The organism is Methanosarcina mazei S-6, from assembly GCF_000970205.1.
Lineage (GTDB): Archaea > Halobacteriota > Methanosarcinia > Methanosarcinales > Methanosarcinaceae > Methanosarcina > Methanosarcina mazei.
In genome coordinates, this window is sequence record NZ_CP009512.1 from 2,043,530 (window position 1) to 2,069,878 (window position 26,349).

General features: G+C 41.5%; 17 protein-coding genes. 9 read left to right on the top strand and 8 right to left on the bottom strand.

What is annotated here, in order from left to right:
* Positions 1 to 649 precede the first annotated feature (649 nt).
* The 4 genes from frhA to frhB all read left to right on the top strand — a co-directional run bounded on the left by frhA (position 650) and on the right by frhB (position 4,274).
* On the top strand, positions 650 to 2,053 hold the full coding sequence (gene frhA / locus MSMAS_RS08730; RefSeq protein WP_230633362.1) for a coenzyme F420 hydrogenase subunit alpha: 1,404 nt from the start codon (positions 650 to 652) through the stop codon (positions 2,051 to 2,053).
* A 5-nt stretch (positions 2,054 to 2,058) separates the two neighbouring features.
* Positions 2,059 to 2,538 carry a coenzyme F420-reducing hydrogenase, FrhD protein gene (frhD, locus tag MSMAS_RS08735; protein WP_175413375.1) on the top strand — a complete coding sequence of 160 codons (480 nt, stop codon included), beginning with the start codon at positions 2,059 to 2,061 and terminating at the stop codon, positions 2,536 to 2,538.
* A gap of 73 nt (positions 2,539 to 2,611) precedes the next feature.
* Positions 2,612 to 3,388, top strand: a complete 777-nt coding sequence (frhG, locus tag MSMAS_RS08740) for a coenzyme F420 hydrogenase subunit gamma (protein WP_230625194.1) — start codon at positions 2,612 to 2,614, stop codon at positions 3,386 to 3,388.
* Positions 3,389 to 3,398: 10 nt separating this feature from the next.
* The gene (gene frhB / locus MSMAS_RS08745; protein WP_048037895.1) at positions 3,399 to 4,274 is read left to right on the top strand and encodes a coenzyme F420 hydrogenase subunit beta; all 876 of its coding nucleotides are present in this window, start codon (positions 3,399 to 3,401) and stop codon (positions 4,272 to 4,274) included.
* 543 nt (positions 4,275 to 4,817) lie between these two features.
* Here the strand turns inward: frhB and MSMAS_RS08755 are convergent.
* From MSMAS_RS08755 to MSMAS_RS18820, 4 genes are all read right to left on the bottom strand, one after another.
* On the bottom strand, positions 4,818 to 5,096 hold the full coding sequence (locus tag MSMAS_RS08755; RefSeq protein ID WP_048037899.1) for a glutaredoxin family protein: 279 nt from the start codon (positions 5,094 to 5,096) through the stop codon (positions 4,818 to 4,820).
* 66 nt (positions 5,097 to 5,162) lie between these two features.
* On the bottom strand, positions 5,163 to 7,346 hold the full coding sequence (locus MSMAS_RS08760) for an amylo-alpha-1,6-glucosidase (protein WP_050035448.1): 2,184 nt from the start codon (positions 7,344 to 7,346) through the stop codon (positions 5,163 to 5,165).
* Between the two features lie 529 nt (positions 7,347 to 7,875).
* Positions 7,876 to 8,316 carry a GNAT family N-acetyltransferase gene (locus tag MSMAS_RS08765; protein ID WP_050035446.1) on the bottom strand — a complete coding sequence of 147 codons (441 nt, stop codon included), beginning with the start codon at positions 8,314 to 8,316 and terminating at the stop codon, positions 7,876 to 7,878.
* A 103-nt stretch (positions 8,317 to 8,419) separates the two neighbouring features.
* Complete coding sequence (locus MSMAS_RS18820; protein ID WP_155395221.1) at positions 8,420 to 8,566, bottom strand: hypothetical protein; 147 nt, start codon at positions 8,564 to 8,566, stop codon at positions 8,420 to 8,422.
* Between the two features lie 1,356 nt (positions 8,567 to 9,922).
* On the opposite strand from MSMAS_RS18820, the gene MSMAS_RS08770 reads away from it, so the two are divergent.
* The gene (locus MSMAS_RS08770; protein WP_230633363.1) at positions 9,923 to 10,642 is read left to right on the top strand and encodes a CDGSH iron-sulfur domain-containing protein; all 720 of its coding nucleotides are present in this window, start codon (positions 9,923 to 9,925) and stop codon (positions 10,640 to 10,642) included.
* A gap of 645 nt (positions 10,643 to 11,287) precedes the next feature.
* On the opposite strand, the gene MSMAS_RS08775 is transcribed toward MSMAS_RS08770, so the two are convergent.
* On the bottom strand, positions 11,288 to 11,836 hold the full coding sequence (locus tag MSMAS_RS08775) for a YkgJ family cysteine cluster protein (protein ID WP_011034930.1): 549 nt from the start codon (positions 11,834 to 11,836) through the stop codon (positions 11,288 to 11,290).
* A gap of 1,080 nt (positions 11,837 to 12,916) precedes the next feature.
* Positions 12,917 to 13,309 (bottom strand): VOC family protein, encoded by a 393-nt coding sequence (locus MSMAS_RS08785; protein ID WP_011034929.1) that lies wholly within the window; start codon positions 13,307 to 13,309, stop codon positions 12,917 to 12,919.
* A 416-nt stretch (positions 13,310 to 13,725) separates the two neighbouring features.
* Between MSMAS_RS08785 and MSMAS_RS08790 the strand changes: the two genes are divergently transcribed.
* Both MSMAS_RS08790 and MSMAS_RS08795 read left to right on the top strand, forming a co-directional pair.
* Positions 13,726 to 14,307, top strand: coding sequence for a nucleoside deaminase (locus MSMAS_RS08790; protein ID WP_048040224.1), 582 nt, complete (start codon positions 13,726 to 13,728; stop codon positions 14,305 to 14,307).
* Between the two features lie 617 nt (positions 14,308 to 14,924).
* Positions 14,925 to 16,955 (top strand): YVTN family beta-propeller repeat protein, encoded by a 2,031-nt coding sequence (locus MSMAS_RS08795; protein WP_230633364.1) that lies wholly within the window; start codon positions 14,925 to 14,927, stop codon positions 16,953 to 16,955.
* Between the two features lie 138 nt (positions 16,956 to 17,093).
* Here the strand turns inward: MSMAS_RS08795 and MSMAS_RS08800 are convergent, their stop codons facing one another.
* Positions 17,094 to 18,215: a hypothetical protein gene (locus MSMAS_RS08800; RefSeq protein WP_011034926.1), complete on the bottom strand. Its 1,122-nt coding sequence runs from the start codon at positions 18,213 to 18,215 to the stop codon at positions 17,094 to 17,096.
* 457 nt (positions 18,216 to 18,672) lie between these two features.
* A complete protein-coding gene (locus MSMAS_RS08805) occupies positions 18,673 to 21,561 on the bottom strand; it encodes a DUF3344 domain-containing protein (RefSeq protein ID WP_230633365.1) in 2,889 nt (962 codons plus the stop codon).
* A 1,456-nt stretch (positions 21,562 to 23,017) separates the two neighbouring features.
* Here MSMAS_RS08805 and MSMAS_RS08810 point away from each other — a divergent pair.
* Together MSMAS_RS08810 and MSMAS_RS08815 are read left to right on the top strand one after the other, a co-directional pair.
* Positions 23,018 to 24,745: a DUF3344 domain-containing protein gene (locus tag MSMAS_RS08810; protein WP_080503088.1), complete on the top strand. Its 1,728-nt coding sequence runs from the start codon at positions 23,018 to 23,020 to the stop codon at positions 24,743 to 24,745.
* Positions 24,742 to 26,346: a COG1470 family protein gene (locus MSMAS_RS08815; RefSeq protein WP_226987628.1), complete on the top strand. Its 1,605-nt coding sequence runs from the start codon at positions 24,742 to 24,744 to the stop codon at positions 26,344 to 26,346. The genes MSMAS_RS08810 and MSMAS_RS08815 overlap by 4 nt, the downstream gene beginning before the upstream one ends.
* Positions 26,347 to 26,349 lie beyond the last annotated feature (3 nt).

Sequence of the window (26,349 nt, forward strand, 5' to 3'; positions counted from 1 at the left end):
CAGACATATTTTCCTGAATTCAGCCCCAGTAAAATGCAGATGCATTTCTGAATTCAGCTCAGGTCATCTTTCAATTCTCATTTTTCAAGGACAGTGCCTGTGACGTTATTTAAATATGGTTTTTTATGAGGTTTAAAGTTTTCTAAATCATTTTCGATAAAACAGTATTTAGAAGTTGAACTGGCAGTCTACCTCCTTCAGAAAACATGTTTGCAGTCCTGTGCTGAACTGACTTTTATTCAGAAATTATTTTCTTTTTGCTCAGAAATTATTTTCTGTTTTTTATATAAATATTTATGTGAGCAGGGCTTCATATCTCCCATTTTCTCATAAATTTTCATAACCAGGCTAAATATAGAAGATTTTATATATGAACAGATATTTTTTTGAAGTGATTTTATTGAAGAGACATTTAAGGCAATGAATGACGATTAACTTCAATTCTCATTCTTGCTTCATGTTTCTGGTATATTTTTAAGATATCAGGCCTACATCCTTACCGGAAATTCAGTAATTTGACGGAGACTGAAATAGTAAGGAAGAGATGCATTCCACATGGAGTGCTTTATCAGATGAAGGTCCTGACTGAACCCGAATTCCCTGAATTTAATACTATATCGCTATAATCGTGACTCTCTGAAAAGAGAAGATGCGAGAACATCTAATCGAAAACGAGGCAATACCATTGACGAAAGTTGTAGAGATCTCTCCAACCACGAGACATGAAGGGCACTCCAAGCTTACTCTGAAGGTGAACGATCAGGGTATAGTCGAGCGAGGAGACTGGCTCTCTATCACCCCTGTCAGGGGTGTTGAGAAGCTCGCCATAGGCAAGACGATGGAACAGGTCCCGAAGATTGCCTCTCGGGTCTGCGGAATCTGTCCCGTCGCCCACTGCCTGGCGAGCATCGAGGCAATGGAGGCGTCTATCGGCTGCGAGATCCCCAAGGATGCAAAGCATCTGAGGGTAATTCTTCATGCCGCAAACCGCCTGCACAGCATCGCCCTGCACAACATCCTGATACTCCCTGACTTTTATATCCCCGGGACGGAGACGAAGATCAACCCGTTCTCCAAGGAGGAGCCTTTCAGGAGCGTTGCGACAAGAATCTTCCGCATCCGTGAAATCGCACAGACCATTGCAGCTATCGTAGGCGGTGAGGCAATCCACCCCTCTAACCCCAGAATCGGAGGGATGTACCAGAACGTGAGTCCGCGGGCAAAGCAGAAGATGGCTGACTTGGCAAAAGAAGGCCTTGTTCTTGTCCACGAGCAGATGGAATTTATGCTTGATATTATCAGGGACATGCAGAACCGTGAGTACGTCACCGTGGGGGGCCAGAATATCCCGATTCCAAAGACGCTCGGGTATCACAACCAGGGTGTTATGGCCACGTCTCCTATGTATGGCTCATCCAGCCTTGATGAAAACCCCACATGGGATGTCACCAGGTGGAAAGAGACCCGGCCATGGGAATGGTATATGGGTGAGGTGACAATCGATCTCGAGGACCCGAACTATCCGATAGGCGGCACAACAAAAGCCGGAACCAGAGCAAACCCCCAGATGGAGGCGTGCAACAGTGTTCCGACTTACGACGGTCAGCCGGTTGAGGTCGGTCCGAGGGCAAGGCTAGCTACCTTCAAGAACTTTAACGAGAAGGGCACATTCGCCCAGCACATTGCCAGACAGATGGAATACCCGGACTGCTTCTATACAATCCTTAAGTGCCTTGATGACCTGGACACCTCGGGTAAGGTTCTTGCCGACCACATCCCCCAGGGAGACGGATCTATGGGCTGGGCAGCTAACGAAGCTCCACGTGGGACTGATATCCACCTTGCAAAGGTGAAGGACGGGCGTGTGCTCTGGTATGAAATGCTTGTACCTACCACATGGAATTTCCCAACCTGCAGCCGCGGTCTTAAGGGTGCTCCCTGGCAGATCGCAGAGATGGTTGTCCGTGCCTATGACCCGTGTGTATCATGTGCAACCCACATGATTGTGGTAGACGAGAAGAACAGGATAGTAGCTCAGAGGATCATCCAGTGAAGGAAATGGATAAGCTGTACTCCGAGATCGTGGTGGCAGGCTGTGGCAATCCTCTTTATGCGGACGACGGGTTTGGACCTGCAGTAGTGGAGAGGCTCAAGGGCATGGAGCTCCCGAAGAATGTCACGGTTGTTGATGCCGGACTCGGTGGGCCGCATTTCGTCTTTACTCTCCTTAACCCCGAGTCCACAAAAGCCCTTATCATCGTTGACATAGCGGACTTCGGGGGAGAGCCAGGTGAGCTCAGGTGGCTTACTGTTGACGAACTCCCGGAAGGCAGTTATCTGGATGCACACTCCTGGGACCTGACCGAGCCTCTCCAGTGCATTAAGGACGATATCCTTATCCGGGTCCTTGTGTGCCAGAAAAAATACGTTTCTGCCCCCGAGATGGACATCGGGATTACAGATGAGGTACAGAGAGCCATTCCCGGAGCTGTATCCGAGATAATAAAGGAAATCAGGATGAACTATGGAAATGCTTAACTCCATCAAGAAGACCGTTGGCGGGGAAGGCAAGCCCACCCAGGTTGCGACGGAGAAGAAGATGGAAGCTACAATGGAGGCAAAACCAGTGGCAAACAAGATCAAGCTCGGGCATGTGCACTTGAGCGGCTGTACAGGCTGCCTCGTGTCCACTGCCGATAACAACTTGGGATTCATCAAGATACTGGACAACTACGCCGACCTCGTCTACAGCCTCACGCTTGCAGACGTCCGGCATGTTCCTGAGATGGACGTGGCGCTCGTCGAGGGATCGGTCTGCATTCAGGACCATGAATCTGTGGAAGAGATCAGGGAAACGCGAGAGAAAGCAAAGATTGTGGTAGCCCTCGGTTCCTGCGCATGCTATGGGAACATAACAAGGTTCAGCCGCGGTGGGCAGCATAACCAGCCCCAGCACGAGTCTTTTCTCCCTATCGGGGACCTCATAGACGTGGATGTCTACATCCCGGGATGTCCCCCGAGTCCGGAGCTCATAAGGAACGTTGCTGTAATGGCATACCTGCTCCTTGAAGGCGATGAGGACCAGAAGGCTCTAGCTGGCAAGTACCTGAAGCCCCTTATGGATCTTGCAAAGCGCGGTACCAGTGCTTGTTTCTGCGACCTTATGGACGACGTGATCAACCAGGGGCTCTGCATTGGCTGCGGCACCTGTGCTGCATCCTGCCCGGTGCGTGCAATCACGATTGAGTTAGGGAAGCCGCAGGGCCAGAGTGACCTCTGCATCAAGTGCGGCTCCTGTTATGGTGCCTGCCCGAGGTCGTTCTTCAACTTTGAAGTGATTGATGAATTCGAGGCCATTAGCGATATGATCGCTGAAGCACTTAAGTGAGGTGAGATAGATGATTGAAGATCCATATCTCGGCAAATATACGGCCTGCGTCTCGGCACGGAGCACGGACAGGGAGATTCTTAAGAAGTCACAGGACGGCGGTATTGCCACAACCCTTATGGTCTACGCCCTTGAGCAGGGGATAATAGACGGGGCAATTGTGACAGGCAAAGGAGACCGACCATGGGAGCCGAAACCGTTCGTTGCTATGAGCCGAGAGGACATCCTCAAGGCACGGGGAACAATTTACAATATCAGCCCCCAGATCTCCTGGCTTAAGGAAGCAACCAGGTCCTACGGACTCGACAGGGTAGGTGTTACAGGTGTTTGCTGTCAGATGCAGGCTGTCAGGAAGGCTCAACTCTATCCCATGAATATGCGGGATGTCCCGGAGAAGATCGGCCTCGCAATAGGTCTCTTCTGTATGGAGAATTTCTCATACAAGTCAATGCAGACCATTGTAGAGGACCATGCGGCTCAGAGCCTCGGCTCTGTAAAGAAAATGGAGATCACGAAGGGCAAGTTCTGGGTATACACCGACCGTGGAAATGTTGCCACCGTGCCCCTCAAGGACACACACAAATATGAGCAGCCAGGATGCCATGTCTGCCTCGATTATGTATCCAATCTCGGCGACATCTCGACAGGTTCAGTCGGGAGCCCGGAAGGCTGGTCTACGGTCTTTATCCGCACCAGAAAGGGTAATGAAGTCTGGTCTAGAGCAGTCGATGAGGGATTGTTCGAGACGAAGCCCATCGAGGATGTCAAGCCAGGTCTCGATCTCCTCAGGAAGCTTGCGAAGGAAAAGATCGACAAGAACCGCAAGACCCTCGAGGAGCGCAGGAATTTCGGCGTTAATAAGGCGTTAAGGGATCCTTACGCCTAAACTCTTTTTTTACTGTTGAAATTATTCGGTGTTACCTACAGCGAATATGGGGGTGGATTCACCCTTTTGCATTCTGTGGAACATGAGAAGCGGGCTTTTTATATTTGCGAGGCAAGCCGTTCCGAAGGACACAAGATTAAAATTGCCTGTGCCCCTATCATGCTTTTGCGGAAGGAGAAAGCGACAATTCTCAATGTTTCCTTTCTCAATCCGTTTCCTGGATTTCCTTATGGCTAGCAAAGATCTTTTGCGTAAAGTCAAAAAAGTAGCAAAAGTGCCAGGTAATAATTGATGTTAATTAAATTGACAAATATCGATAATTATTCGTATTGAAATTTCACCTGGCCTTCCATTGGAAATCCACAGATAGCTTCATCTATTTCTTTCTGAATTTTCAGTGATGAGGCAGTTGCATTTAGCATCTTTTTAATGTGGTCATGTCAATATATCCCAGTTTGCAACTATTACGTGCAACAGGCCAATTTTTTACTATTTGATGACCCTGTAAAAAGGTCATTGTCTCCTGCAATAATGACCATATCGTTAAGCCTGGCTGGCCGCCTGTTCAAGATTCTCCGATTTCAAAAGCTGTTCAAACCTCTCTGGACTGAACCCGATGACCACAACATCGCCGATCCTGACGAACGGGAAGCCTGTATCGCAGGTGCCATTCACCATCTCGGCAGCTATCCTGTCCTGCTCTCTTTCGCTGGCGAGATCAAAATCTACAAAATCGAATGGTATGCCTCTTTTTCGGAAAAATTCCTTTGTTTTCCGGCATACCGGGCAGGTGCTTATGATGTAGATTGATATTTTTACCATAATGCTCTCCTGATTTTATCGTTAATCCTGTTTCCTTCAACTTTTTCCATTTATTTCCTGGTATCTTTAATACTCGATGAGCACATTGATGTCCCCGCTCTTCTTGGATACGTTGACCAGCGTATCCTCTTCCATCCTCCTGAAATTCAGATCGGTCAGTGTGTTTCCGACTTTCACGTTGTTGAACTGCACATTGTCAAGCCACGAAGGCAGATGGGGTTTGTTGATGATCAGCCGATTATTCAGGGCGTCTGGAGCTATGCCCAGGCAGGCTGTGAGCATAAACGGTATGGTTCCAGAAGCCCACGCCTGCGGGCTACAGGCTACCGGGTATTTCACGGGAATGCCGTATTCCGAGCGTGCAAGCCCGGCGAAGCACTCAGGCAGACGGTAACCCTCGAAAGCCCTGGAAGCCTCGTACATGCCCGTGAACAATAAGGACATCTCATTGATGAAACCATATTTTCTCAAGCCCATGGTAATAATTGAATTGTCATGCGGCCAGACAGTGCCGTTGTGATACCCGAGTGGATTGTACCGGCGTTCTTTTGAGGACAGCGTTCGAATGCCCCATTCTGTGAACATGTCGTTTCTGAAGATTCTGTCGACCAGGTATTTTACGTATTTTTGATCGATGATTCCTGTCCACAGGCACTGCGCCGGGTTAGACGATATCACGTCACATACCCCTTCCGCATCCAGTGCCTGGGCGAAAAATTTCCTGTCTTTCATCCAGAAATGCCGGTTGAATCTCTCTTTCAGTTCTCCTGCCTCCTTTTCCAGCCTGGACGCATCACTTTTCCGGCCCAGCTGCCTGAGCAGCGGTGCAAGCCCTCTTTTTGCCATGTACACGTATCCCTGAACTTCGGCAACAGCGATCGGTTGTTTTGCCAGGGTTCCATCTGAACGGCTAATCGAGTCGGGTGAGTCCTTCCAGCCATGGTTGTAAATGCCCAGCGGGGATTTCACTGCATAATAGGTAAATCCATTTCCTTCCGTGTTGGCGTAGATATCGATCCATTTCAGTGCCTGGTCTACATTGCCTTCCAGCTGCTTGACCAGTTCGATATCCCCGGTCCAGTTCACGTATTCGATAAGGAGGATCAGGAACAGAGGAGTAGCGTCGACAGTGCCGTAATACGGTGTCTGTGGGATCAGGTTCAGATTAGCCAGCTCGCCCAACCTCAGTTCGTGAAGCATTTTACCGGGTTCCTGGTCCCTCCAGTCATCCAGTCTGTTGCTCTGGTATTTTGCGTTCACCAGCAGCGTGCTTTTTGCCAGCCCAGCCTCGAGAGGCAATATCTGGAGTGCCGAAATGATGCTGTCCCGCCCGAATAGTGCGTCGTACCACGGTACCCCTGCCGAGTGGAACTCATGTCCTTTAAGGCTCATGCGCATCATCTTCAGGTCAGCCAGCGAACGAGACAGGATGCTATTGAAAATATTGTTGCTGGTTGGTATGTAGTCGCAGCATTCAAGGGTTGCGACGTAGGACCTCATGATCTGGTTCATTCGTTGGTCGGGATTTTTTACTGGCCGCTCCGGTTCCTGCCCGGGCCTGATCTCCTTGACAGAGATTTCCACGTTTACAGTCTGTAAATCATGGGGGGCTATCTTCAGCTCGAAGGTGCATACTTTCTCTTTTACCCTCGTGGGCGATGGCTCAAATGTTATAATCGTGTTGCGACAAAGCTTATCCTCCCCTTCGTAGGAGAAGTAAAGACTTTTACCATCGTACCGGACTGGTAGCACTTTCGCAGCAGTCGGCGGGTATATTCCCCTGATAGTAAACATATCTGCAAAATCTGCATCAAACTCAAATGTCAGGTTTAAGGATACCGGGAACGTGTTGAAGTTTCGGATAGTATGGCTTTGCCGGATGCAGCCTGGTATGACCGTGGCAATGGTGCCGAGGAGCGTTTCTTTAGGGACTGTGGTGCCAGTGCAATCCTTCATTTCAGGATTGGTAACCATGAGAGTCGATCTGAACCCCTTCTCATCACTGGACAGAACCCGCGTTGGAGGCGTATCCATGAGTCGGATGAGAAAACCGCTCAAATACCTGCAATCGTGGTAATAGAGACCATACCCATAATTTTCTGTAACAGGTATCTCACCATGCTCCTGCGTTACGAACGTCAGCTCATTGTCCCGTATAACCATCTCATTGATAATGCTGGTAGACAGGGTGTGCTTCTTGTATATGTCCCACGCTTCGCGGATTCCCTCTCGGTCAGAAGTTCCCGGCATGCAAATTCCTCATAACCCAATCCCAATTTTATACAGTAGTTTTAGCCCACAGACGGTTCTTTTTATGAATTATCAGGAACATATTCCTCCCATAGCTCCTGATAAACTCAGAATGATTCGGACCCGCAGAATTAAACCGGTTATTGTTCAGCGCCTGACATCCTCCCCATTTTGCGACGCTTCTAACTGTTATAACCTGAATCAATGAATATTAGTTCCTGGTAAAAACTTATAAGATAATTATTATGAATATTAATTTATGAATCTTTATTTAAATACTCATAGCTTGCCTGATGAATTACTGGAGATTTAAACCACAAAATTGTATTCTGAAAAGTTAAAAATGCATTCGTGAGCATGCGGGCGTGGAGGGAAGTTTTAAGATAAATTAAAAAATAAATTTGGAAACTAAAAGCTATAAGAAAAACAATAACGATCTTTGGTGCAAAAAATGTCATATTAAAAAGAAACAACGGTTTATCAATTTTTTATTGAGTATGCAGAAATATCACGAGGATTCACTTTATTCTCAGCTTGATTTCTCAAGCTTTAATTTAGCAACAATCGGCTGCATGTTAAGATACATAGGAGAGAAATCTTTTTTCTTATTTTTCTCTGCAAGCTTGAATCCATATTTTTCATAGAAGCCGATTGATTCTTTTTTCGAATCTACAAGAATGTATCTGCATCCTACGCTGTCGCAAATTGATAAGGCTTTACCTATCCCGGCAAATAACAGGTATGTGCCTACTCCTCTTCTTTCAAATCTCGAGTCTACTGCCAATCTTGCAATTTTAATTCCCGGATATTTGCTGTACTTATAACGTTTGAGTCCGTCTGATACATATATTTCCTTAGTTCCTATTGTATCTGTTGCTAAAGTAATATATCCTGCGAGTTCACCTTTCCAGAAGCATAGACTCGTTTTACTGATCAAATCTTCCTGATCGTTAAAAGCATCTTCTTTCAAAAAATCACTTAATTCAGGACTTGCACAACTAAAAGAAGAAAAGTCATTGCTTTATTAAGAGGAAAGATAGTAAGTTCGGAATTTAGAATGATAGAAGACAAACTCAAAACCTATTTTTATCATATATCTCTTTAGCTTTTTTGAACATCTCTACCATTTCATCGGTCACTACAGGATTCTTTTCATTTTTCATGAATTCTTTTACATCCTCTCCTTCAAGGACAAGCCCGAACTCAATAGGTTTCGCCATAATAATTCCCTCTGTTTATGTGATTTAATAATCTGTGATTATACTTATATATCCCTATTGATAGATAACTCCTGTTCTGGCACCGTAAGGTGAAACAGCTGTACTGAAGTAACAGGTCTGCCAGTAACCGCCCGATATCTGCTCACTTCGCGAGCATGCGGGAGTGGAGGGAAGTTTAAGATAGTTATTTAAAAAAGATTTAATAACTCCTTCCGAGTTAGTAAGGCACTGCTGGGTCTTTACACCTCTCTCCCATTTTTCACCGTTGAAATCATTACCGTTATATCCGTGTATGACAGTCTAAACAAATGTTTTTACAATAAAAATTTAATTTCAAGACCCTCTCTAAGCTGGTTTACGATAACAATTTATTATTAATATGCTCAGAGTTATGAATAAATACGGAAAGATAGATTCCAATATAGATACAGTACTTGCATTCATAATAATAAAAATAGTATGGGTAAACCAGAAAGTATTACACCACGATTTGGCATAGACATTGTAAAACCATGAACTGTTATACATATTATACATATTATAAAAAAATAGCGGGATAAATAAAACAAAAAACAATTTTAAGTAACTCGATTTACTCATACAGTGTCTTTCTTTTCTTGTCATTCTACAGTATAAATATAAAATAAGTAATACAAATAATGCTACAATAACAATGTAAACAACCGGTATCCCATATAATGTTACAGTATGACTCGTTGTTACAGCATGACTCGTAACTTCTATTTCTCCTGCACCAGAGTCAATGACTGCACTTTCATTGTTCACGTTTCTTTATATGTTTTAAAAAGTTAAAAGATTTTTTGTTTTACCCAGCACCCTTAGACTTGATAAACCTTATTTTATCTCCAGTGGAGAAGTGAGATTTAAAAATCCGTAATCATCTGTCTCTGATCCCTCTCCCTCGGCCTTGAAACCCTTACACTTACAAGCCTTATTTTTGACTTCCAATAAACTCAGAAAATAGTTGCATGACTGTCCTCTTAATTACGAAGATATCGAAGTCCAGACCGGAATAGTCTTTGAGCGTGTATATGTGGAAAAATCATCGTAACAAAACTCTGATTGTTACAACTTTTACCTTTGTTCGATTCCTGCCTACTTTGAAAGCACTTAAGGAAATGAGACATGTCTTAAAACCGTCAGGTAGTCTGATAGCTATCTAATACGTCCACAGCAGTAATCATCTATTGCCTGATTGGAGGACCTGACCAATCCTAGAACACGCTCTCTTATTGGATACAGTATAAATCGGGAAAACATAAAAATCATCAAAGATGCGAACAGTCAGACTAAATATCCAGTACCGCATTATATGAGATAATGGGGATTATGATTATGGCAGCTAATGAGAAAGAAATGAGGATTAAGATAATCAAGGATGGACCGTATCGGGTTACGGGTGGAGTGCCGCTTTTAGAACAGGTAATTGTTACAGACGACGATGGCCACACGAGAGATTTAATTGATATAAAGGAATACCCCCGGCGGGAAGCCTATATCTTATGCCGCTGCGGCTCATCCGAAAACAAGCCCTTCTGTGATGGGGCACACCGTAAGGTCGGTTTTGACGGTAGCGAAACAGCCAGCAGAACGCCTTACCTGGAAAAGGCGGAAACTTTTGAAGGTCCTGATCTAAAACTCACTGATGTCTACGAGCTCTGCGATCATTCCCGTTTCTGCCAGCGTTCTGGAGGAATAAGGGATCTCATACAAAAATCAGACGACCCGGAAGCCCGACAAACCGCCATAGAGGAAGCCATGATCTGCCCGTCGGGGCGGCTGGTCCTGTGGGACAAAAAGACAGGCAAACCCTTTGAAAAAGAATTTGATCCGTCTATTATACTGGTTCACGACAAACAAAAAGGTTGTGAAGGCCCTCTCTGGGTTCGAGGCGGTGTCCCCATTGAATCTGCAGACGGCAGCATGTACGAACCCCGGAACAGAGTAACCCTCTGCCGCTGCGGAAAGTCAGAGAATAAGCCCTACTGTGACGGCAGCCACTGGATGAACAGCCAGCAGAAGCGTGAGTTCAGAAAGAAGTGGGGCCTGGAATGAGTGAGTTCGTTGATTCATAGAAATTCTTGATAATATTGTTCCGCAACACAATTTTTGCTCAGCAAGGGGATCTGTGAATAAAGTTATCGATTTGTGAATAAAGCTATCGATTTTACTTTTTTCTTTTATCCAGATGTCGCTCGATATCTACTCCCTTCGCGAGCATGCGAGCGTGGAGGAAAGTTTCAGATTAATTTAATTTACTCACATCGAGCTTGAAAACTCCATCGAAAACACATCTTAGTAAATAGCAGAAAAATTTAAGTTTCCGGTTAAATAAGGTTATACAGCATTAAGACTAACTGACATCTGTGGAATCAACGGCACACATCGAGAAGCGATTTATCGAACTCAAAAACATATGGTTTATAATTGCCTCGTTATGTTATGTCGCGGCAATTGGTTTTATTATCGCATATTTTGTCGGTGGATATTCTCCCTACATATCTATAGCTGTGATGTGGGGGTGTATAGGAAGTTTGGATATGATACTTGGTATACTTAGAAGGAAAAAAGAAAAATAACAGGTGTATTTCAATATCTAATCCCAGCAGTACACTTCTTGCAGAGAGGGAGTATATTTTATGCAGAACCTCAGTATATTGAAAAGAAATTTAAAAAGAAAATGAATAACAATTATAACAATTACTTCTTTTCAAGAAACTCTATGAACGAATCTAAATTCTGCTCTTTCATTTGAATACAAAAATCATTATTTTCGCCTATGTTTTTATACTGTTCGTACACGGCAGTTAGCTGGTTATACATTGTTAAGTTTACGGACTTATACCACTGCGCATAATCCTGAATTATGTTAACAGATATCGGGCACAATAACAATGTTAAACCAAATCCTGCTTCCGGGTCCGGAAAAATTACAAACGGGAAATTTCTACATGCTTCCGGCCTGTTATTGTATATTCTGCATTTCGAGTTTGTCAATAATGGGCACTGCCCGACGATTGCTTTATAACATCCTTCCAGCTCTGATTTTACTGCATTCGATTTTAAAATATTGGCACTTTCTTTATCTACATTTTTTAAGATTTTCTCATATTCTTTTCTGCGAAAATCAATAATATGATGTCTGCAGCAGCTCGCGTTGCATGATTCTGGACATTCATAATTTTTAAGTATGCTTTGAGTTTTTGAGATTAACCAGTCGTATTTTTCAAAACGTTGTCTCCTATCCATAGTATTCACCTATTTGAAAGAAAAAAGAGATGTTAAATACATGAAAGATATCAATTGCCCTATTTGATAAGAATTATAGCATACAGATAATTATAGCATACAGATAAAGACTTATTTACTCCGGCATTATTTCTCTTTTCCTGTTCTGGCTGCAATTCCTCAACTTTTTTGACATTTCTCAAATAGATACTATTCAAACAGTGATGTTCTATATACGCCTGTTTTATATACGCCTGATCTAACTCGTTGTCGATTTTCCCGATGACCTGGAGACGATATTTATTCATTTTTCCTGCGAGAACCCGGTACCTGCTCACTTTAAAGAATGCAGGTGTGGGAGAATTAAAACAAAAAAAGCTTAATGAAGAGAAAAAGAAATAACAGAAAAAGCTTAATGAAGAGAAAAAGAAATAACAGAAAAAGAAATAACAGAATATGAAATAACAGAAAAAGAAATAACAGAATATGAAATAACAGAAAAAGAAATAACAGAATATGAAATTAACAGAAAAAGAAATCTACGAGAAATTTTAGGTTCCTGATGATATTTACGAATTCAGGATATAATGATTAAAACTTAGCAAAGATTAAAATTTAGCGGAACTGGCTTATGATAAAAAAGAAAATGAATCTGCTAAAAAAACCACTTAACCCTTTAGTTATTATTTTTTGGGCTTTCATAGTTGTGGTTTTAGCTGTTGTTGGTCTGTTTTTTAAACGGAAAAAAGCAAAACGGTAGATTAAAGTTCATGGAGAGAAACTGGAAATTTTATGAAGCACTATTGATCATCGAGTAATTCAGGAGAAAGCGGGTAACCTGTTTATTTTTGCGGTTTTAAAGAATGAAAAGAGAAAAAGTCTATCAAATTTCCATGACCTGAATAAATTGGAATAACTTCATTCTAATTTAAGCTGAGCTTGATTAAGTGAGCTTGAACTGAGCTTTATATTTACTTTTTTAACATTTACTTCTTCCTATTTCTTTTCCACACATCAATTATTTATATAAAATAAAAATAATTTAATATTGTGCCTGGCAGAGCATGACATGATAGATTCTTCAGCAGGGTTCACCAAAATTCACCAGGATTTATGCCTCCATTCCCGCAATTCTATGGCAAGACCATCGGGATCTTTAATCTCGGCTCGAATGGATGTGCCCAGATCCACAGGTCCCCAGGTAATATAGACGCCGTGACCACGAAGGTAATTAATCGCTCCTTCCATTGATTCTACTTCCAGGGCAATCGCGCGGCAGCCCACAGTCATGGATGAAGGCATGTGAGCAAGGTTTTTCACATGCATTAATTCAATGACGGTATCGCCCAGCTGCAGATAGGCGGTCTCCTTCAGCGGCCCGGTATTCACTGGTTTCCGGGATAACAGACGAAACTCCAGTACATTCTGATAGAACGCCATCGATTTTTCGAAATTACCCGGTAAAATCTCCACATGGTCAATACGTTTAAACATTGCTTACTCCTCCCTCTGTTCTCCTGAGACTGGTGAGTGCCCTGGCAATGAGCATCGTCCAGAATCTTGCCCGAATTAAATTGTTGACATGTATATTAAAAAGTTACAGTAATATGTAATATTGAACCATTTAATATTGAACCTAATGTAATTATAATTTCATTGGGATGATATAATTTCATTAAGATGAAGTTCCAGCGTGAAAGTCCCTAGGAGCAAAAGAAAGGGTTTCTATGAGAATTGCAGTTGTGAAATGTCGGATTTCTCTATCTAAACATAAAAATTAATAATGATTATCAGGAATTACTTTAAAGCTGTTTATTTAATTAAATAAGAGAAGCCATATTAAATAAAACGGCTTTAGATACTTCAATACTGCTGAAAAGAATGCAGCATGATTTGAAAAGGGGGACCTTATGAAACATTTTATTACAAAGGAAACGCCTGTTACGGAAGAAGCTCTCAATGTCATCGCTTATTTGCCCACGAAAAGCCTTCCTGCGATAGTTGAAGATGAGTTCTTCGTTAAACTGAGCGACCGCGATATTATGCGTATAGCAGTTCTACTTGCACAAAAAAGCTATGATGAAGGAGGCTGCCCGATCGGTGGTGTAATTATCGATAACAGGACGCGCCTGATTGTTGGCAAAGGGCACAATACGCTTGTGCAGGATAATGACCCTTACAACCACGGCGAAACTTCAGCCATACGAGATGCTGGACGGCAGGATTTCGGTAACACTACGATTTTCACAACCCTCAGTCCCTGCGATGTTTGTGCCACACTGATATATATGCGCCAGTTTAACCGCGTGGTAATTGGCGATGTTACGAATGCTTCGGGCACTGAGCAGATGCTGCGCGAAAAGGGAGTAAAAGTGGATATCCTTGAAGACCCTGCGGGAATAGCATTGTATGCGAAATATAAAGCTGAAAAGCCTGATCTGGATCTGGAAGACTGGAAAGGGCTGGCTGCTGTTCGGAAGGCTCAACCCTGATAATGGAAATATTTAAGGAAGCCTGCAAGCTCTTAATTTCATGATAAAATAACTATACTGAATAAAAATTCTTTTTTGCTTACCCTGTAAATAGACGAATCGGAAATATTGTCCTTTTTAGTTTCTTTCAGATAAATGTTTATCCTGAAACCATTTTTATAAAGTTTCACTTCTATTATTGTCTACAATTTTATTGTGTCTGCAATAACGTCAATTCAAGATTTAATTTTATATTAATAAATATATTTAGACAATATTGATTAAATGATAATTCATTTAGCTTTTTAATATACAGAATAACGATTTATACACAAATGATTATTATATATGATGAAGATATAATTTTAATATTTTCGCTTTCTAATGCTGTCAATATTTTTATTATTCTTATCTATAAATGTCATGATTTACCAGGAGCTCTTTACCACAGTCTGAATTCAGAGTTTTATGTGGGCGAACAGATACTGAAAACAGTAGTTTTTGGTAGATAGTCCGTTAAAGTCAAGGGAATTTCCAGATTCATAATCAACGCTGGCATGAATTTAATGTGAAGAATAAAAGCACATTACATCCATGGTGATAGAATTAGGAAAAAATGGGAAATTCAGGGGGATTAAATGTATAAAATAACCAAAATGATAATTTTGTTAGTAGCAGGAATGTGTTTACTAACAGGCTTTGTTACGACTACAACAGCTTTGACCAATATTTTGGTAGAATCAGACCACGCATATGCAAATAATTTTGATTATATCTGGCCTGAGATAAGTCATCCTGAAGCAACTCAGATGCGTCTTCATTTTACGAAATTAGAGCTTGATTTTGATGACAAGCTAATCCTTTTAGATAAGGATGGAAACAAGCTTGTAACTTTTAAAGACTATAAAAATGAAGATTTCTGGACAGAGTGGTATACAGGAAATACAATCAAAGTCAAACTTGAAACTAATAGGTATGGTACTGCTTATGGGTTCAAAATAGATCAGGTAGAAACCAGAAATGATATGGCTCCGTCTGGTGATTTACCTGAATCATACCATTCTTACGCAAACAATTTTAATTATATCTGGCCTGAGATAAGCAGGCCTGAAGCAACTCAGATGCGTCTTCATTTTACGAAATTAGAGCTTGATTTTGATGACAAGTTAATCCTTTTAAATAAGGATGGAAACAAGCTTGTAACTTTTAAAGACTATAATAATGAAGATTTCTGGACAGAGTGGTATACAGGAAATACAATCAAAGTCAAACTTGAGACTAACAGATATGAAACCGCTTATGGATTCAAAATAGATCAGGTAGAAATCAGAACAAATCCGGAATCCATATCAATGGATATAAAAGAAACTCCTTCTTCAAGTTCGGCTCCGTTTGCATATATTACAAACGGCGGCAGTAACAATGTTTCGGTAATTGATACCGTAAATAATACTGTTATAGCTGTGGTGGATGTAGGGAGCGATCCTTTTGGAGTTGCAGTTGCACCTGATGGAACAAAGGTATATGTGGCAAACATGGGCAGTAACAATATTTCTGTAATCGATACGGCCACGAACAGCGTTACGGACACGATAGATGCAGGAATAAATCCGAGAGGAATTGCAGTTAGCCCGGATGGAACAAAAATATACGTGGTAAACTCTGCAAGCAATAATGTATCTGTTATTGATACAGTTACAAACAATGTTACAGCCAGCGTGACTGCCGGAGGAATTCCTTATGGAGTTGCAGTCAACCCGGATGGAAAAAAGGTATATGTGACAAATGGCGATATTGGCAATGAAAATAACACGGTTTCCGTAATTGACACGATTTCAAATAATGTTATAGCCACGGTGACTGCCGGAGGGATTCCTTACGGAGTTGCAGTCACACCGGATGGAACAAAGGTATATGTGGCAAACTGGGGCAGTGACAATGTTTCTATTATTGACACGACATCAAACAATATAACAGCCAGAGTGAACATAACAAAACCTGTTGGAATTACAGTAAGCCCGGATGGAAAAAAGGTATACGTGACGAATGTCAGCAATAATCTTTCTGTGATTGACACGGCAAATAATACTGTTACAGCTACGGTGAATGTAGGGAGCGATCCTTCTGGAGTTGCAGTCACGCCGGATGGAAAAAAGGTATATGTGGTAAACAGTGGCAGCAACAATGTATCTGTTATTGACACTGCTAGCAATATTGTCATAGCCACGGTGCCTACAGGAAATACTCCCAGAGCTTTCGGGCAGTTTATATCAGGGTCAGTAAGCAATTCTGCTGCACCCGCAGGGCCGGAATGTAAGGAAATTAAAGATTATTTGCCAGTATACACCAATGGCGTTAATCTTAACATAATAAATAAAGTTGGAAAAGATATCCTGGTGGTGTGGACAAAGGCAGATTCCAGAGAACCAGTTTTCAAAGTGAATATTCTTAATGAGCAAAATCGTACAGTTACAACTCCTACTGGAATTGTCGATGAATATATCCGAATATCATATCCTCAGGAGGTATGTTCATGGTACCGTGTAATCCAGGCAACTAATAGTGGACATACTCAATTGGAATCAGGCTATGATTATACTGTTACGTACTATTGGGGATCAAACGGAACAGGGCTTACACCAATTCCGGATAGTGAAGCTCCTGAGTGATATATCATTTATTGAGAGCTGGTATATCACTCATTGAGAGAGCTGGTTGAAAATATCATTTTTGAGTTTTAAAGGATAAAATCTAAAAATTCCCTTTTTTCAGGGGAATTTTTAAAATTAATTTTTTAGATTCGGTGTTTAATCTGGAGTTCCTCTTATTCTTTCCTTTTGCCTCAAGTTATAAACCGAGACTTCTGCCAGGTCATGTCGTCCCCGGAAATCATATTTCTGGTTACCTTTAACGAAACCGCGGATGAGGCCAGTCTCTGGAGAATACTCGATGAATGAATTTTCTCTCTGAACAGCTCCGATAATTTTGTTTTCGTCGGAAGCGGAAGTCAGATTGTACTGCCCTGCTTTTTCATCAGAGACTGTTAGCAGCCTGAAATGTGTCAATGTATCTTCTGTAATTCCGTCACCATTCAAAACAGCAGTATATTCCCCGGTCAATGTTCTGTTAGTTTCCGCCCACTCAGTTCCGTCCCCTGTCAGGGGCAGGGATGAGATTTTACCATTAACATAGAGAGCATATGAGATGGTTATATTATGCGTGTTCTGGTCGATATTGCCCAGGATGAAGTTACCTTTTTCACAGAGCATAACAAGCTCGATTGTACCATCCTCGGCAATTTTTTCGATGTATCCGGCGAAAGGCGTGGATGTTGTTTTCCCATGTGCAGTGATTTTACCGGAGAAAACGTTTCCTTCCTGACTGTCTATTTCGTAAACGCTGTTCTGGGCAGTTGTCCACGTCCCCATGAGGTCAGGAATCGGCTTTCTGTCACAGGGAACTTCTGCTCCGTTACGTACTGCGAGAGCCGTCCGGACCGTAACAACACCTCCTGAACTGGAGATCATTCTCGTTGAGAAAATGTCATCTGACCTTATGATGCCGCTTCGGTACGCTCTGGTATTCCCTTCACTTTCATAGCTGAAGAAATGCTTGCCGTGTTTATCGTCAATAGCAAAGAACAGAGGAGAGCAGGAGTCATCCTCCATAATCGTAAACAGCCTGTCATATTGAGTGACTGTATAATCTTCTCCTGAGTTCTCTGCGGAAAATTCACCGGACGCAGAATCATAAGTGATACCTGAAAATGTTGTAAAATCGCCGGTGATATCATATGGTACCTGTTTTAACCCTGTATCTGTTGCCGGGGGTCCGGGACTGACATAACCGGTGGTAGCAGTTCCTGCAATTAGAAAAAGAATTGCCAGGGAAAAGCTCACCGCAATTACTGTTCTGTAAAATGCTTTCATTTCTCTATTCCTCCTTATTTTTTCAATACATTTTACAGTAATTTCATTGTTTTAAATGTTAATATGTTAGAGCACGGGCTAACTTCAGAGTTTTCCATTAAAAGTATGATAAGCTTATTTGTTTCTCTGCCATCTAAATTTTTCTTCCAATTTTTTTCCAATTTTCTCTTATATAACTGTCATTTTACATCTTCGGAATTTATTAAACAGAGTATTCGTCTCTTAACTCTTCCTGGATATAAGTCCTGAAAGTCTGAAAAAAATAGGTTTCGGGATGAGCTCATTGAGTAAAAAATATTTGCTTAGAGTAAAAAAATATTCTCTTAATATGTGCGCTTGTTTTGAGAAAAAACCGTAAGTCTGGCAGTATACAAAAAATAAGAGTTTTTCGGCTTGAACTCATAATTTTTTATGAGTTCACAATATTCAGAGCCGAAAAAATGAAGAAACAGCCTTATCAAGCTGCTTCTGCCCATAAACTGAGGGTTCCCTGGAATTGCCCTGTTGATGAATAATTTAGCGGGAGGTCAAGCTGAGCCTGAGAGGTTTCCGCACTTTCTGCAGCCAGAACTTTGCTGTAATTCGACCAGATATTCTGGTCCAGTAGAAGTCCCGTTGCAAAGGGCCCATTCTCCTGGTCATGCACTTCAGCTGTCACTTTTATACTGATGCCTCCATTATTCTTGAGGGCAAGAGGCAGTGACTCGCTTGGCGTACCCGGAGAAACCGTCCCGAAATCAAGTGAATCCGGTGAAACGGTCAGGGAAATCACAGGGATAATATTCACTTTAAGTGTCACATTTGTGTCATCTTTCATATTCGTGTCATCTGTTACATTTGTATTGTCAGTCACGTTTGTATCAATAGTTACATTTGTATCAATAGTTACATTTGTATCAATAGTTACATTTGTACCATCTGTTACATTTGTACCGTCTGTTACGTTAGTGTCATCTGTTACATTTGTATCATTAGTCACATTTGTATCATTAGTCACATTTGTACCATCTGTTACGTTAGTGTCATCTGTTACATTTGTACCATCTGTTACGTTAGTGTCATCTGTTACATTTGTATCGTCTGTTATGTTAGTGTCATCAGTTGTTTCACTCTTATAACTGACTGCAAGGATTGCACTTGAAGGAATCATGTAGTCGCCACTGTTATCCGTAACAGAGGGGGCTATTATCTGAGCCTCATTGTTCTGAGACAGGAGATAGGATGTAACATCTCTTGCTTCATCGATATCCAGATTCGAGGAAGGAGTAGAGTCATAAACACCGGATATACTCATTTCATTAAATTTCAGAGCAATTCCTTCGTGACCTCCTGACTGGACTGTGGTCCAGAGCCGGGCATTGTCCACATTGCCGAGATCTATAGAGTCGCCTGCAAAAGCGATTTTCACGGTAGCTTCATCCGGAGTAAGGCCTCCTGAAGAACTCATTGTACTGACTGCATCGCAGCCCTCATTGATCCAGTATTGGGTTTCCTTTCCTGAGGCATCTTCGTAAACCACAAGCAGGGCTATGCCATCAATACAGAAACTGTTTTCAGCATCGCTATTGGTGTTTTTGACTGTTGTAATATAATTTCCGCTTCCGCTCACAAGCCCTGTTACATTATAAGCCCATGTCCCGGTCGGATAATCATACTGTCCCCAGCCTTTCTGATCAGCGTATTCGGCTTCCGGAGTCAAGGAGCTTCCTGCGAAATCAAGACTCATGGAAGGAATGACCCCACTGGAACCTGTTGCACTCCATGTCCAGAAATTATAGAGCCTTGCATACTTCACGATTGCCCCTTCCGGAAGTGACAGAGAGTGACCTGCTGTGTAGACGTCCCCGGAGGATACTTTAACGTAACTGCTGTTTCCATAATCGTAAATAATGTTTCCTTTAACAGTACCGTGAAGATAGGTTTCAAGGGGCTTGTCTCCGATATAACCGTTGTGCATTACTTCCTGGGTTTTGCTTAGCTCATTATTTGTCGCGTTTGCATCATTTATGGTGGATCCCGGAACGACAACTGCCCTTAGGGTATAATTCTTTGCGTCTTCAGGTTTCCAGACAAATTCAACTGCTTCTGTAGCCCCATTTGCAAGTCCGTTAATCGGCTTGCTTTCAAGAAGGGACCCTTCGGAATACAGTTCAAGAGCAAAACTGCCTGCTTTTTCAGGTCCATTGTTTATTACAGTAACATTTACAGTGTTTACCAGGTTTTTCCAGGCTTTTGCCGCGCTGTTGTGTGATACTTTTATCGCCTGTACGCCCAGGTCAGCTGAAAACTTGGCATCGGTAGTATTATCTGCAGGTGTATCATTGGTAGTGTTGCCTGCAGGTACATCACTGGTAGTGTTGTCTGAAGATGTATCATTGGTAGTGTTGTCTGAAGATATGTCATCGGTGGTGTCGCCTGCAGACCCATTATCGGTAGTGTTATCTGCAGGGGTATCATCGGTGCTATCACCTGAGGATGATGTGGTGTACTCTGCTGTCAGAATTCCAAGGACGCTTTTATAGAACGAGGCAGTTCTATCATAGGTTAAAGTATTCGTGCCTGACGATTTTAATGAATCCTTGACGTCCCATGTATTGGACCCGGAAAAAGTTCCCTGAGGCGTGCCTGAACTAAGGGCATTTCCATTAAAGGCGTATGCTCCGTCTGAGCTTGCCTGGTATACAAGTGTTAGCTTTGAATCTGTCAGAGAAGAGCCTTCAGGTAAAGCTGCCTGGAAAGCCGTACTTCCTATGTAATTTTCATTCATCTCGTCGTCACTATAATAACTGTCTGCATCATGTCCACGGTTGACCTGATACCAGATAGTTTTCTTGCTTCCATCGTTGTAAGCCACTACAAGGGTGACGAGTCTTATCCTTCCATCGAATGAGCTATCAAGAGGATCGGTTTTTACTACAGCTGTGTTTTTCCCGGCTTTTACAAGGCCTGTGACATCATAATACATCATGTAGTCACTTGTTACCCTGTTCACGTGGTCGTTAACCTGAACATGCCCGTTTCCTCCGTTGTAAGAATATGTGTACGGAACGTTCAGAGTTTCAGTTCCTAGGTTTTTGCCGTTAAAATCCACTTTTGCCTTTCCCTGATAATTGTTTTGCATATGCCCACAGTAAACATTTGTGAGCAGCATCGCCCATTCGACATTGGCATTATCCGGTACAGTAAAAGTCTTTTCTATAGTATTGGATGCTTTTGCTTCCTGGTCTCCCATTCCGTAATAGCTATCACAATATACCCCACCGCTTACTGTTCCGCTGTGGGCGGAGGTGAGGGGGATTCCACCTACGTAATTATCGGCCGAGCAGACTCCACTGCTCAGAACCATTATTAGCAACACCAAAATAATTTTTCTGTTCGTAGATCTTCCTCCTGTAAATAAGTTAGAGAAAGAATTCCAGAACTCTGTGCACAATCGGTTCCCATTAATATATAACAGGAATTTTAGCAGTTGTCAGTAAAAATAGGGCCAGATAATTTCTGCGGTATATGGGGAAAAAATACCCTATTACTCGATTTGATGACAAGTGAGATTAAATATATTCCTGCTTCTAATGAGACTCTCTTCCACAGATTTTCCAAAATCTTTCCTTAAGGGTTTTCCCAGTTAATAGTTGATTATTATTACAAATAATCTTTTTAGTAACAATTTTTCAGATATATTAAGCTTTCTAAATGCTTCTTAAAAGTACTTATACTTAATTTTTTGTGTAAATTGAATAATAATTTCACAATAAATCAGACATCCTAGAAGATTATCCAGCTGTCCTGTGGTATTTTTACGTCTTTTGTTGCGATTTTTTTAATAAATCATATCAAAACTGTGGAGCCGCCAAAATAATTAGCTGTTATTATATAAATGGGCTTATTTATCTTTATCATAATTTGAAAATTAATTTAATAATTATTAATATTCTTTAGTTTAATAACAAATATTAAAAAATTTTTCATAATATATATTACAAAAAAATAATAGACAAAAAACACACATGATATTCTTCAAATAACATGCCCAAAAAATGAAAGTACTTGAGAGAACTTTCATGCCAAAAGATTTACAATAGGCATCAGATTATCAAATCCTGAATCTGCTCCATTATATAAAAACCAGTACATAATTGTAAGAGAACAGTAAAGAATACTTTTTTTATTTTGGAGCTCTATCTAACTAATTCATTTATATTTCAAACTGCAATAAACCGATTCATTTTTTAAGGCATAAAGTATGAATCTATGATTATTGACCTTTTACGAAATTCTAAAGAATCAATTCCATATTGGCCTGCTTACAGAATTCTAAAAAGTGATCTGAATTAGCTATATGCGTAGCCAGATTATGTCCCTGCTCGAAAAAATGAATTCCAGCCTGGATTTCAGCCGAATGTTTCAGGTGCTCCCTGAGAGTATTGATAGCTTTGAAAGGTAAGCCAGCGCCGATTTTATAATTCAGATAAGAACATTCAGTTCTCTTTTTCGTTAAACAAATTTTATCTTTTCTTTATGCTAAAAGGTAGGATTTAATTTACTTTATCTATCTTCCAATCGCTTACTGAAATACTTTATTTGAGAAGATATATTAATGATATTTTTTAAATACAAAATGCCACTAATTCGAAAAATTAATATACACATACTATATAAAGTAATACAAAATTAAAAATTCGTGAGAATTTATATTCTTTGAAGCCTGAGAACTGATTATTATTGGTGGTTTTCAGAGCTTGAAGGTTATTCAGAAAAGCACGGCTTGAACCTGGAATATCTGGAAAAGAAGCTGGTTCAGTATGTTATATGTGTTATCAAAGGCATGGGGTTTGAAAAGGTTTTTCCTGTATACTGCAGGATTTTTTATATTTTTTATATGTATTACTCCATGTCTGGCAACTTATAATTTTGAAGGTACTCCTGAACAGGACGAACTGGTTGAAGTAACATCAGGTACGGTAAAAGGAGGACTTTATGTTGATGGCGGGGAAGGGCTTGGCCCGACTCCTTATGTGCAGGAATTCAATATTCCCGGAGATTCGGTAACATGGGCAAAGATATATGTGGGTATATGGGGGGGGAATGAAGAAAAAACCGGTACTCTGGACATTAATGTGAATGGAAATAGTTTCGAAAGCGTGGAGCTGGAAGGTACGGGAGATAAGGGAGATAACGAAGACCAGAACCCTTCTATATACTGTGCAGGTCATGGGATTTACTGGGTGGCTTATGACATGGGGACTGCTCTAAGTACGGGACCTGTAAAGGTAGAAGCCGAAACAAGCGGGGATATCGACGGCAGGATCTATGGAATAGTCCTTGCAGCAGTATATGAAGATAAAGAAGGACAGGATACAAGGTACTGGGTTGAAGAAGGAAACATAAACCTCCATGATAAAGGCAGGAGTGAAGAAGCGTCCTCAACCCACGATGAAGCATATGCTGATTTCTCGGGAAAAGTGGATGTGGACAGGTATAAGACTGCAAATCTTGCTGCCGTATACCTCTGTGGCAGTCCGGGGCTCGGAGATTCCCTGTACTTCAATGATGAACAGCTTTCTGACGGAGAAAACAGTAACGATATTGCAAATTCTAAGAGTTATTTCGATTTAAAATTCTTTGATGTACTTGATTTTCTTGCAGAGGATGATAACGAACTCAGGTTTCAGAGGGATGATGAAGACTATTTACATCCTGTGTTTGCCGCACTGAGTCTGGGAACGGAAGAAGAAGGAAGTTCTGACCTTATAGTCTCAGGAGTTACTCTACCTGTACTTTATGCAGGGCAGGAAAACATCATAAAGGCAAATATCAAAAACATAGGCCGGGATTCTGCATATGGCTTTCAGGCTGCACTTTACGCTGACAACGAAATAGTCTCAACCGCTTCTGTGTCTTCACTTTCAAGCGGGAAAAGTAAAACCATTGATTTCAACTGGAAACCCGGACGCAGTGGGGAACATGTTCTGAAGGTATCTGTTGACTACACTAACAGGAAAAAAGAACTCTGTGAAATAAACAACTGGAATATTCCTTTTCTTGCCAATATTATTGATTTGACTCCTCCTGAGATTGAAATTGACTCTCCTCTTGACGGCAGTTCAGTAAGCTCAGGATACCTGAAGGTCAGTGGAACAGTTGAAGATACCAGCCGGAACACTACAGTAGATGTTAACGGCCAGAAAGCTTTGCTTGCAGACAAAAGATGGAGTGCAGACATACCTGTTGCCCCCGGACCCAATAAAATAGTTGTTTCTGCAGTAGACGGAACAAACAACACCGGAAAAGAGTTCATTCTTGTTACAGGAATTTCTTCCGGATCTGGTAACAATGAATCCTTTGTGTCCGGTGGTGAAAGAGAGCATGTTAACCGGAAAGTTAACGCGGAACCGGTTAGCAGTACAATCCCGGTTTACCGGAGTGATATACATAAAAAGGATGCCGTGTTTCCGGGGTTTTATGGAGAACTCGGACTAATTTTTGCGGCTTTGTTCCTGAGAGATAAAAAAAGGGGAAAACAGGTATGAGCAGAATCATGAGCAGAAAATGTTTTTTTCTCGCCTTTACAGCTTTTTTCCTCACATTGTATCTGGTAATGTGCCTTACCCCTGCCTCGGCGAATGAAGACGACTGGGACAGCCTGATAGTTACCCTCAGTCCTGAAAACTCCATTGTCTCAAAAGACGTATACATTCTGGAAGCATTAAAATTCGACGGGTACGGGATGGTTCTGGTCCAGGTTTCAAAAGAAGATGAAAGACTTGGAGATGCCGTACTTGAGAATAACAGTACTGCCTGGTGTTATCTGGATAGCAACAATGTAAGGCTAAAAGCGTGCAATGTCACAGACCAGAAAACTCTTCCAATGTTTGGAAGCCTCTGCTCTCCTGAAGCAGAAATCGTATTTGAAACAAAAAAAATTGTTGAAGATGATGTGGTTCTGGAGCTTGATCTGGAAGCGAATAAAGACGAGTACTTTCTTGATGAAGATATAATTATTGATATGGAGCTCAGAAACGTAGGAGAAGTGAAATCCGACAGAATAAGGCTTGATCTGGATTCTGACGGGCTTCTGGTCAAAGAAGGAGGTCCGGAAATTATAACGCTCGATAAGGGTTCAAAAAAGTCCTGTGAACTCAGGCTCAGGTTTCCTGAAAGGCTAAAAGAATCATATAATATTACTGTAACTCTGAACTGGGAAGATAATTCCGGTAAGCATTCTCTTTACCAGGATGTAGAAATTGAGCTTATAGAGCCCTTGAAAATATACAAAAGTGCAGGTTTGGAAGCTTTTTCAGGGAACCCCGTGTGTGTTACTATTTCCGTAAAAAATATCCAGAAAAGAAAGGTCAATGTTTCACTGCTTGACCTGCCTCCAGCAACATTTACAGTAACCAGCATTTCCAGGTCAGATGGTGATGGCATGGGCCCGGAAAGTCCGGATTATTTAAACTGGAATTTTGTACTTGCTCCGGAAGAAAAAAAGACCTTTTCTTACTATATAAAATCCGACCAGCCTGGAGCTCACAGAGTGCCGCAAGTCCATACATACTCAAATCTATGCGGGCAGACCTATAATGAATGTTCCGATTCCGATAATATAATCACTATATTTGAAAATATTTCATACCTGCCATACAGAAACGAAACTCATACAGAAGTGACCATTTCTTCAGGGGTTGATCTCTCATCTTATCTGGACAAAAACGGATACTCTCTTCTGGATATTCGGGTGGAAAATAAGGAGCTTGATGCATTTATATTCATTCCAAAGGGGACAAGGCTTCTTGATAGCCATAAAGAGTCCATTCAAGCAATAACAATAACAGAGGTAGACCAGCCTTCACTGCCCGCATCCCTGCTCCTTGCAGAAAAATGCTATGGACTTGAACCTGAAGGAGCTGAATTTGATCCTTTCTGCAGGCTTGATCTTAGCCTGAGTGACTCGGTAAAAGGCAATTTTCCTGCAATTTACCGCTACTGTGGAAGTAATTCCATCTGGAATCTAACTGACTGTATTGTGAATGAAAATAGAATATCAGCAGACATTTCGGATTTTTCGATATACGCGGTTCTTGCAGAACCTCCACAGGAAATAAAATTGAATGTTAAAATTGTTCCTTCATAATTT